This window comes from Telluria sp. LT2P34 (assembly GCF_059685915.1).
In genome coordinates this window covers 63,592-79,482 of the sequence record NZ_JCASIN010000001.1, presented here as the reverse complement: position 1 = coordinate 79,482, position 15,891 = coordinate 63,592, and the positions used below count along the sequence as shown (strand labels likewise).

The 15,891-nt window shown below is 66.3% G+C and carries 19 protein-coding genes; 8 read left to right on the top strand and 11 right to left on the bottom strand.

Translation table 11 applies throughout. The features are described from left to right. Positions 1-2 precede the first annotated feature (2 nt). Entirely contained in the window at positions 3-1,121 is a 1,119-nt protein-coding gene (locus AC56KZ_RS00365; protein ID WP_497160150.1) for a metallophosphoesterase, read from the top strand. Between the two features lie 109 nt (positions 1,122-1,230). Then, complete coding sequence (locus AC56KZ_RS00360; protein ID WP_497160149.1) at positions 1,231-1,902, top strand: PEP-CTERM sorting domain-containing protein; 672 nt, start codon at positions 1,231-1,233, stop codon at positions 1,900-1,902. 54 nt (positions 1,903-1,956) lie between these two features. Here the strand turns inward: AC56KZ_RS00360 and AC56KZ_RS00355 are convergent, their stop codons facing one another. Together AC56KZ_RS00355 and AC56KZ_RS00350 are read right to left on the bottom strand one after the other, a co-directional pair. After that, the gene (locus AC56KZ_RS00355) at positions 1,957-2,349 is read right to left on the bottom strand and encodes a hypothetical protein (protein WP_497160148.1); all 393 of its coding nucleotides are present in this window, start codon (positions 2,347-2,349) and stop codon (positions 1,957-1,959) included. A gap of 155 nt (positions 2,350-2,504) precedes the next feature. Continuing rightward, positions 2,505-3,017 carry a hypothetical protein gene (locus AC56KZ_RS00350; RefSeq protein WP_497160147.1) on the bottom strand — a complete coding sequence of 171 codons (513 nt, stop codon included), beginning with the start codon at positions 3,015-3,017 and terminating at the stop codon, positions 2,505-2,507. 182 nt (positions 3,018-3,199) lie between these two features. On the opposite strand from AC56KZ_RS00350, the gene xth reads away from it, so the two are divergent. Next, a complete protein-coding gene (gene xth / locus AC56KZ_RS00345; RefSeq protein WP_497160146.1) occupies positions 3,200-3,997 on the top strand; it encodes an exodeoxyribonuclease III in 798 nt (265 codons plus the stop codon). 1 nt (position 3,998) lies between these two features. Continuing rightward, positions 3,999-4,355: a translation initiation factor Sui1 gene (locus AC56KZ_RS00340; RefSeq protein WP_497160145.1), complete on the top strand. Its 357-nt coding sequence runs from the start codon at positions 3,999-4,001 to the stop codon at positions 4,353-4,355. A gap of 17 nt (positions 4,356-4,372) precedes the next feature. Here the strand turns inward: AC56KZ_RS00340 and AC56KZ_RS00335 are convergent, their stop codons facing one another. The 6 genes from AC56KZ_RS00335 to AC56KZ_RS00310 form a co-directional block, all read right to left on the bottom strand. Beyond that, a complete protein-coding gene (locus tag AC56KZ_RS00335) occupies positions 4,373-5,101 on the bottom strand; it encodes an amino acid ABC transporter ATP-binding protein (RefSeq protein ID WP_497160144.1) in 729 nt (242 codons plus the stop codon). A gap of 15 nt (positions 5,102-5,116) precedes the next feature. Further along, the gene (locus AC56KZ_RS00330) at positions 5,117-5,821 is read right to left on the bottom strand and encodes an amino acid ABC transporter permease (RefSeq protein ID WP_497160143.1); all 705 of its coding nucleotides are present in this window, start codon (positions 5,819-5,821) and stop codon (positions 5,117-5,119) included. Positions 5,822-5,828: 7 nt separating this feature from the next. After that, positions 5,829-6,518: an amino acid ABC transporter permease gene (locus AC56KZ_RS00325; protein WP_497160142.1), complete on the bottom strand. Its 690-nt coding sequence runs from the start codon at positions 6,516-6,518 to the stop codon at positions 5,829-5,831. 14 nt (positions 6,519-6,532) lie between these two features. Next, positions 6,533-7,366 carry an ABC transporter substrate-binding protein gene (locus tag AC56KZ_RS00320; protein WP_497160141.1) on the bottom strand — a complete coding sequence of 278 codons (834 nt, stop codon included), beginning with the start codon at positions 7,364-7,366 and terminating at the stop codon, positions 6,533-6,535. A 130-nt stretch (positions 7,367-7,496) separates the two neighbouring features. Then, positions 7,497-8,279 (bottom strand): hypothetical protein, encoded by a 783-nt coding sequence (locus AC56KZ_RS00315; RefSeq protein ID WP_497160140.1) that lies wholly within the window; start codon positions 8,277-8,279, stop codon positions 7,497-7,499. Between the two features lie 101 nt (positions 8,280-8,380). Continuing rightward, positions 8,381-9,709 (bottom strand): S8 family serine peptidase, encoded by a 1,329-nt coding sequence (locus tag AC56KZ_RS00310; protein ID WP_497160139.1) that lies wholly within the window; start codon positions 9,707-9,709, stop codon positions 8,381-8,383. Positions 9,710-9,837: 128 nt separating this feature from the next. Here AC56KZ_RS00310 and AC56KZ_RS00305 point away from each other — a divergent pair, with 128 nt between their 5' ends. Both AC56KZ_RS00305 and AC56KZ_RS00300 read left to right on the top strand, forming a co-directional pair. Next, complete coding sequence (locus AC56KZ_RS00305; RefSeq protein WP_497160138.1) at positions 9,838-10,326, top strand: RNA polymerase sigma factor; 489 nt, start codon at positions 9,838-9,840, stop codon at positions 10,324-10,326. Continuing rightward, positions 10,323-11,093 carry an anti-sigma factor family protein gene (locus AC56KZ_RS00300; RefSeq protein WP_497160137.1) on the top strand — a complete coding sequence of 257 codons (771 nt, stop codon included), beginning with the start codon at positions 10,323-10,325 and terminating at the stop codon, positions 11,091-11,093. The genes AC56KZ_RS00305 and AC56KZ_RS00300 overlap by 4 nt, the downstream gene beginning before the upstream one ends. 7 nt (positions 11,094-11,100) lie before the next feature. On the opposite strand, the gene AC56KZ_RS00295 is transcribed toward AC56KZ_RS00300, so the two are convergent. After that, the gene (locus AC56KZ_RS00295) at positions 11,101-12,003 is read right to left on the bottom strand and encodes an alpha/beta fold hydrolase (protein ID WP_497160136.1); all 903 of its coding nucleotides are present in this window, start codon (positions 12,001-12,003) and stop codon (positions 11,101-11,103) included. A 23-nt stretch (positions 12,004-12,026) separates the two neighbouring features. Then, positions 12,027-12,446 (bottom strand): YciI family protein, encoded by a 420-nt coding sequence (locus AC56KZ_RS00290; RefSeq protein ID WP_497160135.1) that lies wholly within the window; start codon positions 12,444-12,446, stop codon positions 12,027-12,029. 187 nt (positions 12,447-12,633) lie between these two features. On the opposite strand from AC56KZ_RS00290, the gene AC56KZ_RS00285 reads away from it, so the two are divergent. Then, positions 12,634-12,993, top strand: coding sequence for a hypothetical protein (locus AC56KZ_RS00285; RefSeq protein ID WP_497160134.1), 360 nt, complete (start codon positions 12,634-12,636; stop codon positions 12,991-12,993). A gap of 139 nt (positions 12,994-13,132) precedes the next feature. Beyond that, on the top strand, positions 13,133-13,720 hold the full coding sequence (locus tag AC56KZ_RS00280) for a M23 family metallopeptidase (protein ID WP_497160133.1): 588 nt from the start codon (positions 13,133-13,135) through the stop codon (positions 13,718-13,720). Here AC56KZ_RS00280 and AC56KZ_RS00275 read toward each other — a convergent pair. Beyond that, entirely contained in the window at positions 13,665-15,734 is a 2,070-nt protein-coding gene (locus tag AC56KZ_RS00275) for a putative bifunctional diguanylate cyclase/phosphodiesterase (RefSeq protein ID WP_497160132.1), read from the bottom strand. The genes AC56KZ_RS00280 and AC56KZ_RS00275 overlap by 56 nt on opposite strands. Positions 15,735-15,891: the final 157 nt, after the last annotated feature.

Sequence of the window (15,891 nt, the reverse complement as noted above, 5' to 3'; positions counted from 1 at the left end):
GCATGTTTTCGATCATCCTGAACGTCGTCGGCTCGCTGATGCATTTCTACGTCGCGCACCGCCTCTACCGCGTGAACCCGATCCGCTCGCGGGTGCCGGCCAGGGCCTGGTGGCTGGGCGCCCTGCTGCTCTGGACTGTCTACCTGGGCGGCGTGCAGCTCGGGGACGAAGCGCTCGGCTGGCGCTGGTGGCCGGGGCAGTTCTCGATGACCTGGCTCGGCATCCTGTTCATCATGACGCTCTGCCTGCTGGTGGCCGACCTGCTGACGGGTTTCGGCTTCTGGTGGCGCACACGCGCGCCGCGCCTGCTGGGCGTGGCGGCGCTGGCCGGCGCATTGGTCAGCGCATATGCGATCTTCCAGGCCATGCGGGCGCCGGCAATCAGTGAATACGAGATCGTCATGCAGGATCTTCCGGCCGCACTGGACGGCACCGTGCTGGTGATGATGACCGACCTGCACCTGGGCGCCCAGCGCAGGTCGGCATGGATGGAACAACGCGTGGCCCAGGTCAATGCGATGCAACCCGGCGCCGTGGTGATGGTCGGCGACCTGGTCGAGGACAATCCGGTGGGCGAGGCGCGCCTGGCGAGCGTGCTGCGCGGCTTCAAGGCGCCGCTCGGGGTCTGGGCCGTAACCGGCAACCACGAGTACTACGGCGACGCCGCGACCACGATCGCCGAATTCGAGGCCGGCGGCGTGCGCTGGCTGGTCGACGCCAGCGCCGAACTGGCGCCGGGGCTGCTACTGGCCGGGATCGACGATGTCGCGCGCGGCATGCGTTCCGGCGCCGACTATACGGGCGGCTTGAGCAGGACGCTGCCAGCGCGCACCGACGTCGCCACGATCCTGCTCTCGCACATCCCGGCCGATCCGATCATCGCCGGGGCGGCCGCGCGCGGGGTCGACCTGATGCTGTCGGGCCATACCCACGGCGGCCAGATCTGGCCGTTCAGCTACCTGGTGCAGCACCGCTTTCCGCGCATGGTGGGCCAACACCGGGTCGACGGCATGTCGCTCGTGATCAGCCGCGGCGCCGGTAGTTGGGGGCCGCGCATGCGGCTCTGGCAGCCGGGAGAAATCGTGAAGCTGATCTTGCGCTCGGCTGTGAAGACTGATTAGCTGTCGAAAATCTTTACAACAACACCACTTAATTCCCGTAAGTCATTGTTTTTGCTGCTTGGCATGTATTTTGCTACACCAGCAATTATAAATAACTAGGGGAAATAAAATGTTCTTGAAGAAAATTGTTGTTGCAGCTATCAGTCTCGCCCTGCTCTTGCCCGGAATCGCAAGTGCCGAAGTCATTAGATTGGGAACGGATCAGTCGACTTTCGATGCGGGCGTGCTGAATCAGGGTTGGTGGTCGAATCCGGGCAGCAGCTCCGACGACAACACAAACCATGTGACGGGATTCGCCGGGGGCGAGTACCGCAGCTTTTACACCTTCGATCTCCGTGGCATCGACGGCAAGATCAAAAGCGCAAGCCTGAATGTCCTGCGCAACGCCCAGAGCGGAGCCGTCGTGCTGAGCCTGTGGGAAGTGCTTGCCTCAGCGGAAAGCGTTAACAACAATTCGGGAGGCAACGCCAGCATCTTCAGCGACCTCGGTAGCGGGACTTCCTATGGCAGTTTCAATGTTGCCACCGGCAATGCGAACAACCGTCTTGACTTCGCATTGAATGCCCAGGGCTTGAAAGACTTGAACCGGACCGAAGGCTTCTTCACGATCGGCGCGAGTTTGGCGAATAACCAAACCGGCTATATCTTTGGCGGTTCTGGTAACGATGTAACGTACTTGATGCTTGAGATCGCACCATCCGAGGTGCCGGAGCCCGCGTCGATCGCGCTGTTTGGCCTGGCAATCGCTGGACTGGCCTTGAATCGTCGCCGCAAGGCCTGAGTCGCAAAGCCGCAGGGACTTTATTGCCCGCCATGTCCCTGCACTAGCTAACAACTAGTGTCCTGCGCGCTCCGGATTGTCCCCATCGCGCTGGGCTTGATTGTCTGGCCTGCCTCCGGCATTGCCCTGCTGGTTCTGGTTGCCGGGACCGCCCGCCGACTGGCGATTCCCTGGATTGCCGCCGGTCATGCTGCCAATACCTTCCAGGCCGGTTTCGACGCGTCCGCCCGAGCTGTGAAACGCCTCGCCGTCCGCATCCTGGTCGGAACCGTCGGTCAGCAAGTCGTCAGTGCGGGTGGCCGATTGCTGGCCCTGGCCTTGCCGGTCGAGCTTGCCGCTATCGCCGGTGCCGCCGGCGCCCATCGAACCGGCGCTGCTGGTGCCGTTCTTCGTGACCTGGTCCCATGAGCGGCCCTGCGCATCCTGCTTGTCGGTGGAAGTGGACATGTTGATCTCCTCGATCGTTGAATGGAATGCAGACGATGATAGCCCCCTGGAGCGCCAGGGCAATAGGCACACGCGCGCGGTCATTGTAGGACTCGCCGCACGAGGCTGAGCCAAAAAAAAGCGCCCTGGGGGCGCCTTCGCTGCTCTACCGCCGTTTATTTTTTATAATATTGGACCTGACCGCTCAGCTTGATGGTGCCCATGCCGGTGGCCATGTCCTCGCCGCCCGACAGCGTGCCGCCGCCCGTGACTTTCTTGAATTTGCCCGTGCCGCCGGTGATCTGGAAAGTGGCACCGGAGAATACGAAGTTCTTGCCGACGCCGGTTGGTACGAACTGACCGCTGTAATTGGCGAAGATCTGGTCGCCCGAAGTGGTCATGACGATGAACCTGCCGTCGCTGAAGTTGAACATGTAGCCGACCGGCGTGATGCAATCGGTGGCGATGAACACCACCTTGCCGCCCATCATGGTGCTCTTGCCGTGGCCGCTGATCGTGCCGCCGAAGTTCGACGGGCAGCGCTCGGCGGCGCCGACGGCTTCCACTAGTGTGCCTTCGATATCGAGCGGTTCCGCAACCCAGTCGCCTGCAGATGCGGTCGCCGACGCAGCCATCAACAAGGTAAGGGCCGCTGGACGGGCAACTGCGCGCAGGATCGTTTTGAACATGTAAATCTCCATGGGTTGTTAAAAACTTAATCGTACCCATTTTACAAAAATTCCCGCGCACTGCTCAGCAGTTGCTGTGGTGTTCACGATACACTTCTGACAATATATATGCTTGACCTGCCGTGCGCCCTGCGCTGCAAGGACGGGTTACAAACGAGTCAAACCCATCGATAGGAGAACGCATGCGCGTCGCCACTTTCAATATCAACGGCATGGGCGCCCGCCTGCCCGCCCTGCTGCAATGGCTCGAAGAAACGCAGCCCGACGTCGCCTGCCTGCAAGAATTAAAGTCGCCTCAGGAACGCTTTCCCATCGCCGAGATCAACGCCGCCGGCTATGGCGCGATCTGGCAGGGGCAGAAGAGCTGGAACGGCGTGGCCATCCTCGCGCGCGGCAAGGACCCGGTCGAGGTCACACGCGGCCTGCCGGGCGACGTCAGCGACGAGCAGAGCCGCTACCTGGAAGCGGTGATCGACGACCTGGTCGTCGCCTGCCTGTATCTGCCGAACGGCAATCCGGCGCCGGGACCGAAGTTCGACTACAAGCTGGCCTGGTTCGAGCGCTTCATCATCCGCGCCGCACAGTTGCTCGAGACCGGCGCACCGGTGCTGCTGGCGGGTGACTACAACGTCATGCCTACCGAACTCGACGTCTACAAACCCGAGCGCTGGGTGAATGACGCCCTGTTCCGCCCGGAATCGCGCGAAGCCTTCCACCGCCTGATGGCGCAAGGCTGGACGGACTCGCTGCGCACCATGCACCCAGGCGAAGTGATCTACACCTTTTTCGACTATTTCCGCGATGCGTTCGGCCGCAACGCCGGGCTGCGCATCGACCATCTGCTGCTCAGCCCCGCGCTGGCGCCGGCATTGAAGGCGTCCGGCGTCGACCGCGATGTGCGCGCGCGCGAAAAGCCGAGCGACCATGTGCCAACCTGGGTCGAGCTGGACATGAGCGCGTTAAAGAAGAAGAAAGCCTGACATGAAGAGCAGTTCCAGCAGCACCCTGGTCTATTCCACCGAAAGCGGACGCATCTGCCCTGGATGCCGCATGCCGCTTGCGCAGTGCGCCTGCAAGGCGCAGGCCGCGATCAAAGGCGATGGCGTGGTGCGCGTCTCACGTCAGACCAAGGGACGTGGCGGCAAGGCGGTGACCCTGGTGCAGGGACTGGCGCTCGATGCCGCCGCCCTGGCCCTGCTCGGCAAGCAGCTACGCACGGCTTGCGGTTCGGGCGGTACCGTCAAGGACGGCGTGATCGAAGTACAAGGCGACCATTGCGAACTGGTCATGGAGGCGCTAAGGAAGCAGGGTCACCAGCCGAAGCGCACGGGCGCTTAGAACAGGGTGCGCTCCCATTAGCGCCCGCTGCGGTCCGCCAGGAACTGCTGCGCGCGCGGATGCCCGGGCTTGGTAAAGAAGTCCTCGGGCGCGCCCTGCTCCAGGATGCGCCCTTCGCTCATGAACCAGACGCGGTCGGCGACATCGCGCGCGAAGCCCATTTCGTGGGTTACGCACACCATCGTCATGCCATCCTTGGCCAGGCGGCGCATCACCTGCAGCACTTCTCCCACCATTTCCGGGTCGAGCGCGCTGGTCGGCTCGTCGAAGAGCATGATGGCCGGGCGCATCGCCAGGGCCCGCGCGATCGCCACCCGCTGCTGCTGCCCGCCCGACAATTCGTGCGGATAGGCGTCGGCCTTGTGCGCCAGGCCGACGCTGTCGAGCAGTTCCAGCGCCTGGGCTTTCGCCTCGGCTTTGGTGGCCCGTTTCAGGTTGACCGGAGCCAGCATGCAGTTTTCCAGGGCGCTCAAGTGCGGGAACAGGTTAAAGCTCTGGAACACGAAACCGATCCCGGCGCGCAGCGCGTTCACGTCCGAGCCGCGCGCATGGATGTCGCGCCCGTCGATGGCGATCTTGCCGCCGTCGATGTCCTCCAGGCGGTTCAGGGTGCGGATCAGGGTCGACTTGCCGGAGCCCGAAGGGCCGCACACGACCACGACCTCGTTTTTCGCGACCTGCCCGGTGACGTCGACCAAAGCGTGGTAGTCGCCATACCATTTGTTGACTTGTTCGAGAACGATCATTCTGCGGCTAGCTCTTTAAAAGGAAACGCGCTGGCGTGCGTCTGGCGACTGGCCCAGGCGACGCTCCAGCACAAAGGCCAGGCGCGACAGGCCGAAGCACAGGACGAAATAGGTCAGCGCCAGGACGATGTACACCTCGACCGCGCGCGTGAAGACCAGGGTGTTGATTTGGGTGGCGATGAAAGACACTTCCGACAGGCCGATGATGTAGCCGAGCGAGGTCGCCTTGATGGTGGCCACCAGCTGGCTCACCAGCGAAGGCAGCACATGGCGCAGGGCCTGGGGCAAGACGACCAGGCGCATGGCCTGGTGGTAGCTCAGCCCCAGCGAACGCGCGCTTTCAAGCTGGCCCTTCGGGAGCGAGCGGATGCCGGCGGCGACGATCTCGGCGAGGTAGACGGCGTCGAACAGCACCAGGGTCATCAGCATGGTGGTGGCTTGCCCGGTCTTCACCCCGGTGACGGCCGGCAGGAAAAAATAAGCCCAGAATACGACCAGCAAGAGCGGCACCGCGCGCACGACCTGCACCAGCGCAGCGCTCGGCCAGCGCAGCGCGCGCCAGGGGCTGACGCGGGCCACGCCCAGCAACAGGCCGAGCGGCATGGCGAGGATCAGCGCCGCGCCGGACAAGAGGATGGTCAGCGACAGCCCGCCCAGCGGCCCGTTCGGGTATTGCCCGACGAGGAAGTAGAGCCAGTAATCCTGGATCAGCTGGAGCATGGCCGCCTCATAGTGTGCGTACCGGGAAGCGGCGTGCGTAGAGTGCGGCCGCCAGCGAAATGAGCAGCGACACCGTCAGGTAGGCCAGCGTGGCGAAGGTGAAGGCCTCGACGCTGCGGAAGGTCGCCGTTTCCACGCGCGCGGCCTGGTACATCATTTCGGCGGCGCCGATCACGGTGGCGACGCTGGTGTCCTTCCACAGGTTGACCGTCTGCGACAGCAGCGGCGGCACCGAAATGCGGAAGGCTTGCGGCAGCAGCACCAGGCGCACGCTGGCCACGGGCCCGAGGCCCAGCGAGCGGGCCGCTTCCATCTGCGACGCGGGCACGGCGCGGATGCCGCTGCGGATGTCCTCGGCCATGTGCACGCCGCTGTAGAGCGAAAGTGCGATCACGGCGCAGATGGCTTCCGGGTTACTGTCGTACAGCGCCAGCTTGAGCGGTTCGGGCAGCAGCTCGGGAAAAGCGAAATACCAGAACAGCAGGTGCGCCAGCAGCGGCACGTTGCGGATGCCCTCGACGACGGAGGCGCCGATGGCGCGCAGCACGCTTGAGCGCGAACTGCGCATCAAGGCGATCGCCACGCCGAAAGGCAGCGCCAGCACGAAGCTGGCCGCCGTCAGTTGCAGCGACAGGACGAGGCCCTGCACCAGCCAGTCATGGTACTGGCCGGTTTGCAGGATGGCGAAGTCGAACAAGGATCAGGCCTGGTTCAGATCTTGTCGGTGTGGATCGTGAAGGCGCGCTTGCCGATGTTGGGGCGGGTGCCGGGGCCATACCATTTGTTGAACAGCGCATTCGCCGCGCCGCTCGCCTCCAGCTCGCGCAGGGTGGCGTCGACGACGGTTTTCAGGCTCTTCTCGCCCTTGCGCAGGCCGAGCGCGATCGACTCGCGGCCGATGCTGGTGGGCAGGATCGTGAAGTTCTTCGCAGCCGGCCCGAGCTTGCCGTAGTCGGCCAGCAGCGAGGACTCGTCGTTGACGTAGGCGATGCCCTTGCCCTGCTGGAGGGCCTGGAAGGCTTGCTGGGTATTTTCGAAGGTCACGATGGTGGCGGTCGGGACGGCCGCGCGGATGTTCGATTCCTGGGTGCCGCCGCGCACCGTCACGACCTTCTTGCCCGCCAGCTGGGGCAAGGCGCTCACGCCGCTGGCGGCGCGCACCATGACTTTCGAGCCGGTGACGAAATGGGTCAGCGCGAAGTCGACCTGCGACTCGCGTTTCTTGTTGTGGGTGAGCGTGGCGGCCAGCACGTCGACATGGCCCTGCTGCAGTTCGGGAATGCGCGCGGCCACCGACATCTGGCGGAACACCGGCTTGACGCCGATTTTTTTGGCCACCGCGGTGGCGATGTCGATTTCGTAGCCGACCAGCTGGCGCGTTTTCGGGTCGATGAAACTGTTCGGCTCGTCCGTGCCGAGCACGCCGAAGACCATCTCGCCCTTCTTCTTGATGTCGGCGAGCTGGTCGGCATGTGCGGCGCCGGCAAAGGTGAATTGGGCAGTCAGCGCGAGTGCGCAGGCGAGGATGGTGCGGCGGGTGCCCATGGTTTCTCCAACAGCTTGTTCAATGAGCCATGGAGTATAGGGCATGGGCCCGCCGCGAAGAAGGATCGATTTCCCATATAAACATGTCCAGCTGGCATAAGCGCGATGCTGCAGCCGGACATGGCCGCCCTCAGTTGGTGCCGCCGCTGCCGGAGGCCGAGCCGCTGCCCGAAGCAGAGCCGCCTGCGGACACCGACCCGCCCAGCGTGCCCGAGACCGGCAGCTGCGGCGGTTGCGGCAGTTGCGTTGCAGCGGCCTTCCCTGCGACGGCGCGTGCGCCGTCGGCGGCGCCGCGTGCGCTGGTGCCGGCAGCGTTACGCGCATTGCCTGCCGTCGAACGGGCGTAGTCGGCGGTGCTGCCGGCCTGGCTGCGCGCGGCCGCCACCGCCGGCGCGCCGGCGGCGCTGGCAGCGGTGCGGGCATCGCCGGCAAGCTCGCGTGCCTGTCCCAGGGCGGCGCCGGGCTGCACGCCGAGCGCGCCGGAAACGCTGCCCTGGCCTCCGATCGAGGTGCTGCCGCTGCCGGCGCCCCCGGTGCTACCGCCTGCCATCGCCGAGCCCGACGAACCCGCCTGGGCAGGCTGGCCCATGGCAGGCATTGCCGGGACTGCAGGGATTGCCGGGAGCGCCGCCGCACGGGCATTGCCGCGCGCATCGGCCTCGCCGCGCGCATCGATGCGGCTGGTGGCGCGGCGTTCGATCTGGCGGGTGGCGTCGAGCGCCGAACCGCGGCTGCCCATCGGCTCCATCGACCCCATGCGGCCACCGATGCTGCCGCCGCCGCCGATCATGCCGCCCACTGCACCGCCGAGGCCGCCGCCCCCGCCGCCGCCCAGCAACTGGGCTTGCGCCGTTACGGCGACGGTCATGGACAGGGCGATGGCGAGGTGGCGAACGATTGTTTTGGTCTTCATGGTGGTTTCTCCTGTAAGTGGCGCGCACAATCTGGCGCCGTTACAGGGATAACGAGCGGGCTCGGCCGTTTATTCCATCCATCCGAAAATATTTTTATTTCTTAACGAAAGCGCGACGGGTCGATGCGCAGCGCGGCGCCCACGACGCCGTGCCCGGTGGCGTTGCTGACCGATGCGGCGTCGCCGCGGGCGGCCTGGCGCGCCAGTGCGGCCAGTGCCCGCGCCGCCGCATCACGGTTTGGCTCCGCCAGGCGTTGCGCCAGCAGCGCGGCAACGATCGGCGCGGCGAACGAGGTGCCGCGCACCTGCCGGTAGGGCGGCGCACCGGGCGCGGCGCTCACCATCTGGCTGCCGGGCGCGGCGAACATCACCTGCGGGCCGCGCGCCGCTTCCGGCAGCGGCCGTCCCTGGCGGTCGACCCCGCTCACCCCGACCACGCCCGGATAACTGGCCGGATACAGCGGCGGCGCGGCCGGGCCGTCGTTGCCCACTGCCGCCACCAGCAAATGGCCACGCGCGACCATGGCTGCGACGGTGCGCCCGAGGGTGGCGTTCGCCGGCCCGACCAGGCTGAGGTTGACGACGGCGACTTTCCCCTTCGCCATCCAGGCCAGCGCGGCGGCGATCTTGTCGGCCGAGCCGCCGGTCGGGCTGTCGCAATAGATGTCCGCCGCGTACAGCCGGGCGCCTGGCGCGGCGCCTTCGAAGCGCTCGGCGCGGCCCACCATCAGCGCCGCCACCGCCGTGCCGTGCGGCGCCGGATGCTGCTTGCCGCCGCAACCGAAGCGTTCGATGGCGGCATCGTCAAAGACCCGGTGATGCGTATCGACGCCGCTGTCGACCAGCCCGACGCGCGCCTGCGCCCCGCCCTGAGCGCCGGCATCGGCGCCGGCCTGCGCGCCCAGCCCCTCCATGGCCGCGCCGCCGCCCAGGTACAGGTGGTTGAAGTCGACACTTGCCTGCGGGTCGAGCGCGCGCAGGCGCGCCAGCGCGTCGGCGGTGGCGATGCCGGCCGGTGCCCGCAGCACCACCAGCGACTCGCCGAGTTCGTCGAAGTGCTGCTCGCGCACGAGCGCGAAGCCGATGCGGGCCGCCTCGCGCAGGAAGGCCGGCGTTGGCGAGCTCGCCAGCAGTTCGCCCCGCACGACAGGCTCGCCGCGCGGGTCGCGCTCGAGTACGTCGCTATGGCGGCGCAGCAGCTCGCCCACCTGATTCAAGCGCAGCAGGCCGAGGTCCCCGGGAACGGCACGCTCGAGCAGGCGCTCGGCCGGGCGCAGCAGCGGATCGAGTCCGGGCGGACCGATCGGCAGCGATGGCGGCAAATTCAGCGATGGCAGGCGCAACTGCGCCTGGGCGGCGCCCGGCAGCGCCAGCGCCAGTGCGCAGGCGGCCCGGAGCAGGCCTTGGGGAAGAAGAAGGCGGCGTGTCATGGTCGGGATCATAGAGGATGCAGAAGGGAAGCGTAGATGACGTTGAGAACTATATTAAGAAAAACGATTGGCAGATGGAATAAAATCCCTCGCGCCGACGTTTACTTGAAGTGACCACCCTCGAACCCATGCTTGCCAACGAACTTGCCGCCCTGCTGCCCCGGATGCGCCGCTTCGCGCGCTCCCTGACCTTCCACCGCGAAGACGCCGACGACCTGGTGCAGGCCGCGATGGAGCGTGCGCTCGGACGCTCCGAGCAATACCAGGAAGGCACGCGCCTGGACAGCTGGCTGTTCCGGATCATCCGCAACGCCTGGATCGATGAAGTGCGCAGCCGGGTACGGCGCGACGCACTGTTCGCGCCCGAGGAGGACGGCGAGCACGTCGGCGACGATGCGGCCGAAGCGCAGCAGCAGAGGATGGCCGTGCAAAAGGCGATGAGCCTGCTATCCGATGAGCACCGCATCGTGGTCGCGCTGGTGCTGGTAGACGGCTTGCCCTACAAGGAAGCGGCCGAGGTGCTGGAGATTCCGATCGGCACGCTGACCAGCCGGCTGGCACGCGCACGCGAAGCCTTACAGAAACTGTTGCTTGATGAAACGAGGACCCCAGCATGAGCTTTTCCGACGAAACCCTGATGGCCTATGCCGATGGCGAACTGGGCGAACCCGAGCGCAGCGCCGTCGCCGCGGCCGAGCGCGAGGACCCGGCAGTTGCGGCCAGCATCGCGCGCCACCGGTCCCTGCGCACGAATGTCTTCGCTGCCTTCGCCGGCGTGCTCGAGGAGGCGGTGCCGGAACGCTTGCAGCCGCCGGCGCCGCGCATCGCCACGGTCGCCTCGCTCGACGCTTTTCGTGAGCGCAAGGCGAAAGCGCGCGAGGCCGTCCAGGTGGATGAAGCCGGCCTTGCCGCGCGCAAGCCCTGGCCGCGCTGGGGCGCCCTGGCGGCCTCGCTGGCCGTCGGCGTGCTCGCCGGCAGCGTCTGGATGACCGGCGGCCCTGGCGGCGACGACCCGGGATTCGTCGCCACCGATGCCAACGGCCAGTTACTGGCACGCGGCGAGCTGGCGGGCGCACTGTCGCAACAACTGGCGAGCGAGGCGCCAAAGGGCGGGCGGGTTCGCATCGGCGTCAGTTTCGCCGCGCGCGGCGGCGGCTATTGCCGCAGCTTCACGGCCGGCCGCAGCGCCGGCCTGGCCTGCCGCGAGGGCGACAGCTGGCGCATTCCGGTGCTGCGCGACGCACCGCTGGACACCGGCGCCTACCGCCAGGCCGCCAGCACCGCACCGGCCGCCGTGCTCGAGGTCATCGACGAGCGCATCGAGGGCATGACGCTCGACGCCGCCGCCGAGCGCGCCGCCCGTGAGCGCGGCTGGAAGCGCTGAGCCTGGACTAGCGTCCGCCCAGGAAGGTCCTGACTTCGGCCTGGAAGCGCTGCGGCTGGTCCCACATGATGAAGTGGGCGCTGTCCGGAATCCTCTTGAGCACCACATTTCTGAGCGGTGAATAGGCCCCCTTGTAGCCGGCGTCGAACTGCTCGGGCGGCAGCGGCACGCTGGCCGGCTGGACATACAGCACCGTGACCGGCACCTTGATTTTCGGCAGTTCCGGGATCAGGTTGGTCACGATCAGCTCGCGGTAGGCCCGCGCCCCCACGTCCGGGTCGCTCGCCTGCGAATCGGCAATGGCGCTCGCGCGCATCGACTCGGTATTGACCATCCCCCGGATCGTGTCGCTGGTGCCTTTCGCGCGCTGTTCGGGACTGGCGCTGCGGATGCGGGCCGCGATCTGGTCGCCGATTGCCGCCACCTTGTCGGGCGGCGCCATGGGCCCCGCGAACAGCATGCCCATGTAAGGGAACATGTCGACCACCATCAGGCGCGACAGCACGTCCGGATGGCGGCTGGCCAGCATCATGCCGATGGTACCGCCCAGGGAGTGGCCGATGACGGCCGGCTGCTTCAGGCCGGCATCGCGGATATAGCGGGCGATCTCCTCGGCGACGGGCGCCGCCACTGCCCCTTCCTTGTTGGCGCCGACGCCCTGGCCGCCGAAACCCGAAACCTGCACCAGGTGGTAACGGTAGCCCGGCACCGCGGCCACGGTCGAGGCCCAGGCGCGCGGCGAGGAATTCAGGCCGGGAATCAGCACCACATCCGGGCCCGAGCCTTCGGCCCTGACGGTGATGCGCTCCGAGCTGAAGGGCGCGGCCAGCGCGCCGCCCAGCGGCGAGGCGAGCGCGACGGCGAGCGCGGCGGACAGGACGGTGCGGCGCGAAAGCTTTGTGACATTCATTGGTGCTCCTGGTGGGGTGTGAGTCATGCTGCGCTCGAATCCGAATCGAGTTCGCGGAAGCGCTCGATCGCATCGGTTTGCGCGAAATCGTCGAGCTCGAAAATCTGGCGCACCTCGATCTCCGCGTCCAGGCCCTGCCCACGCGGGTTCGGATAGCGCCGTGCCCAGTCGAGCGCTTCCTCGCGGGTGCCGGTATCGATGATCGTGTAGCCGGCGATCATGCCTGCCGTTTCCGCAAAGGGGCCGTCGACCACCGAGCGGTCGCTGCCGCTGTAGCGGATACGCCAGCCGCGGCTGCTCGGATGGAGGCCGTTGGCGTCGACCAGCACGCCGGCATTGGCCAGTTCGCCGTGGTAGTCGGCCATGGCGTGCAGCAAGTCCTCGCCGGGCATGACGCCAGCTTCGGACTCGGGGGTGGCCTTGACGATGATCATGAACCGCATGCGCGTTCTCCTTCGAGTCGGGAATGTAAGTTTGGCAAGCAGTATGCAACGGCGCGGCCCGTCAGTAAAGTCGGCGTGTTCCGCATCTCGTGCGACACTTCCTACAGCGGCGACGCATTTGCTCCTATTGCCGTTTGCGCTGACAGGGCTACCATCAAGGAACAGGTAATCCATAGAAGGAGGCAAGATGGGTGAAAACAAAGGCAAAGGTACGAAAGGCCGCAACTACGACGAACTGTCCGGCGTGGGTACCAGCAGCGCCGGGATCACCGGCACGACCGGCAACCTGAACAATGGCGTGCGCGATGGCGGCATCGGCAAGCCGTCGGCCAGCGACAGCGGAAACCGCAATCGCCAGTCGGCGGACGCGGACGATGGCGACATTACGCCGGCGCTTGGCCGTGGAACGCGCTCGAGAAGCGGTGCGCTCCAGCAGGACAGCAAGGCAAACAGCGGCAGCCAGCAAACTGGCAACCAGCAGGGCGGCAACCAGGGCGGGAGCCTTGGCAAAAGCCTCGACCAGGACGTTATGGGCAAGGAGAATTGACAGGATTTGACGGCGCGCCCTCGCATCGACAGGCGCATTGACGATTCGACAGGCGGGCGCTCGCGAGCCGGGGCGCCCGCTTATTTGCGTGCAAGCCTGGCGCACCCTGCCTTCCCTGGCCTACCCTTCCCTCCGACCCATGCGAATCCTGCTCCGCACCGCCCTGCTTGCGGCACTTGCCCTCGGCGGCTACGCCCTGCTCGGGCCTTACCTGAAAAACATGCTGTATGCGATGCGCCTGGCGTCGATGCCGGCCGTCGACATGCTGCCGGTACCGGTACGCGGGGTTCCTCCGCGCGCGCTGGCCGATACCTGGGGCGGCGCGCGCAGCGGCGGGCGCCGGCATGAAGGCATCGACATCTTCGCCAGGCGCGGCACGGCCGTGACCTCGGCCACCGAAGGCATCGTCATGCGCATCGGCAGCAACCGGCTCGGCGGCCAGGTGGTCTGGGTGCTCGGACCGGGCGGCCAGCGCCATTACTATGCGCACCTGGAAACCTATGCCGACATCGAAGCCGGCCAGCGCGTGCGCCCGGGAACCATCCTCGGCTATGTCGGCACCAGCGGCAACGCGGCCGGCACGCCGCCTCATCTGCACTATGGCATCTACGAGGCCGGCGGGGCCATCAATCCGTATCCGCTGCTGCGCCGGGCGCCGCTGGCGCGCGCGCTCAGTGGGCCTGGCGCAGGAACTCGGTCGCCGCCCGCGCCGGCATCGGCCGGCTGAACAGGAAACCCTGGAACAGGTCGCAGTCGCAGTCCGCCAGCGCCAGGTGCTGGTCGCGCGTTTCGACGCCTTCGGCGACCACGTGCATATCGAGCTTGTGGGCGAGCGCCATGATGCCGGCGCACAGGTCGGCGTCCTTGGCGTCGTGGGCGATGTTTTTCACAAAGGAGCGGTCGAGCTTCAGGTAGTGCACCGGCAGCTGGCGCAGGTAAGCCATCGAGGAAAAGCCGGTGCCGAAATCGTCGATCGACAGCGACACGCCGCCGCCGCGCAGCCGGTGCAGGATCGCAATGGCCAGGTCGGGGTCGGACATCATCATCGATTCGGTCAGCTCCATCTCCAGGCAACCGTGCCCGATCCCGTATGCGCGCATCAGTTCGAACACGTAATCGGGCAGCGCGGCGCTGGTCAGCTGGCTGGTCGAGAGGTTGACCGAGATCGCAATTGCGCCAAAGCCCGCATCGCGCCAGGCGGCCATCTGGGCGCAGGCCTGTTCGATGACCCAGCGGCCCAGCTGCAGCAGCAGGCCGAGCTGCTCGGCGAGCGGGATGAAGTTGTCCGGCCCGATCAGGCCGACGCCGGGCCGGTTCCAGCGGATCAGGGCTTCGAAGCCGGCCACGCTGCCGTCGCGCCGCATTTTCGGCTGGTAGTGCAAGGCGAACTCGTCTGAGCCCATGGCGGCGCGCAGGTCGCGCTCGAGTTCCACGCGCCGCGCCACCGCCCCGCCCAGTTCGGGCGAATAGAAACGGTACTGGTCGCGCCCATTGTCCTTGGCCGAGTACATGGCCGCTTCGGCACGCCCCAGCAGTTCGGCCGCGTTGTAGCGGGCGCCCTGCGACAGACTGACGCCGGCGCTGAAGGTCAGGTGCAGCGGCTGGCTCAGCACGGCATACGGCTGGCCCAGGTGGGTGCGGATCTGCTCGACCTGCTGCGCTACCGCCTCGACCGATTGCGTGCCGGCCAGCGTAAATGCGAACTCGTCGCCCGCCAGGCGCGCCAGGTTGCCGAGCGTGATGTTGCACTGCTTCAGGCGCTGGCTGACCAGCTGGATCAGCTGGTCGCCGATGTCCTGGCCATAATTGTTGTTGATGAACTTGAACTGGTCGAGGTCGATGATGACGACGGCCAGCCAGCTGCCGCCCAGCGACGCCATCAGCAACTGCTCTTCCAGGGTCGACTCGAACATGGTGCGGTTGCCCAGGCCGGTCAGGGAATCGGTGATGCGTTCGTGCTCGAGGCGTTTGCGCAGGCCGCGCAGCTCGGTAATCTCGGTCGAGAAACCGATCAGGCAGGTCGGCTGGCCCGGCAGGTTCAACGGAATCTTGCGTGACCGAAAATGGCGCTTGCGGCCATCCGCGCCGACGATGGTTTCCTCGCGCATTTCCTCGCCGCCGCCGGCCAGCACTGCTTTGTCATACTCGGTCACGCGCGCAGCCAGGTCCGGCGGCATCAGGTCACGGTCGGTATGCCCGATCAGGTCTTCCAGCGCGCGCCCGTAGAGTTCCAGCACAGGCTGGTTGGCGTACAGGTAACGGCCCTCGGCGTCCTTCAAGTAAATGGCGGCATCGACATTGGCAAGGATGGTATCGAGCAGCTCATTGCGCTCGACCAGTTGCCGGACGGCGCGGCGCTGCGCCGTGATGTCGGTCGAGATGCCGCACAGCCCGACAACGCGGCGTTCGTCGTCGAATAGCGGCAGCTTGACCGTGCGGAAACTGCGGCATTCGCCGCTGCGCATGGTGACCTGCTCGTCCACATCGACCTTCTCGCCTTGCAGGACCTGGCGGTCGGTATCGAGCACAACCGAGCGCGCCGTGTCGATGAAGGACCCATCGGTTCGGCCGATGATCTGGTCGGCGGGCAGGCCGAAGGCGGCGGCCAGCGACTGGTTCACGAACTGGTAGCGGCCCTGCAGGTCCTTGACATAGAAGCAAGCCTCGAGCGTGTCGACCAGGGTCCACAGGCTGCGCAATTGCTCGATGCCCACGTCGGTGCCGTCCTGCCCTTGCTCCATGCTGCCTCCATCCAGGGGTGGCTTTGCTGCAAAGAATCCATGCGTACTGCATGCAAGGTGCACAGTGTAGCGTCATTGCCGCCACTTGCGGAGGACGCACGAAAGGCATTATTGGCAGCATATTTACGCTAAGCTATATGTTGACAAAAATCTACAC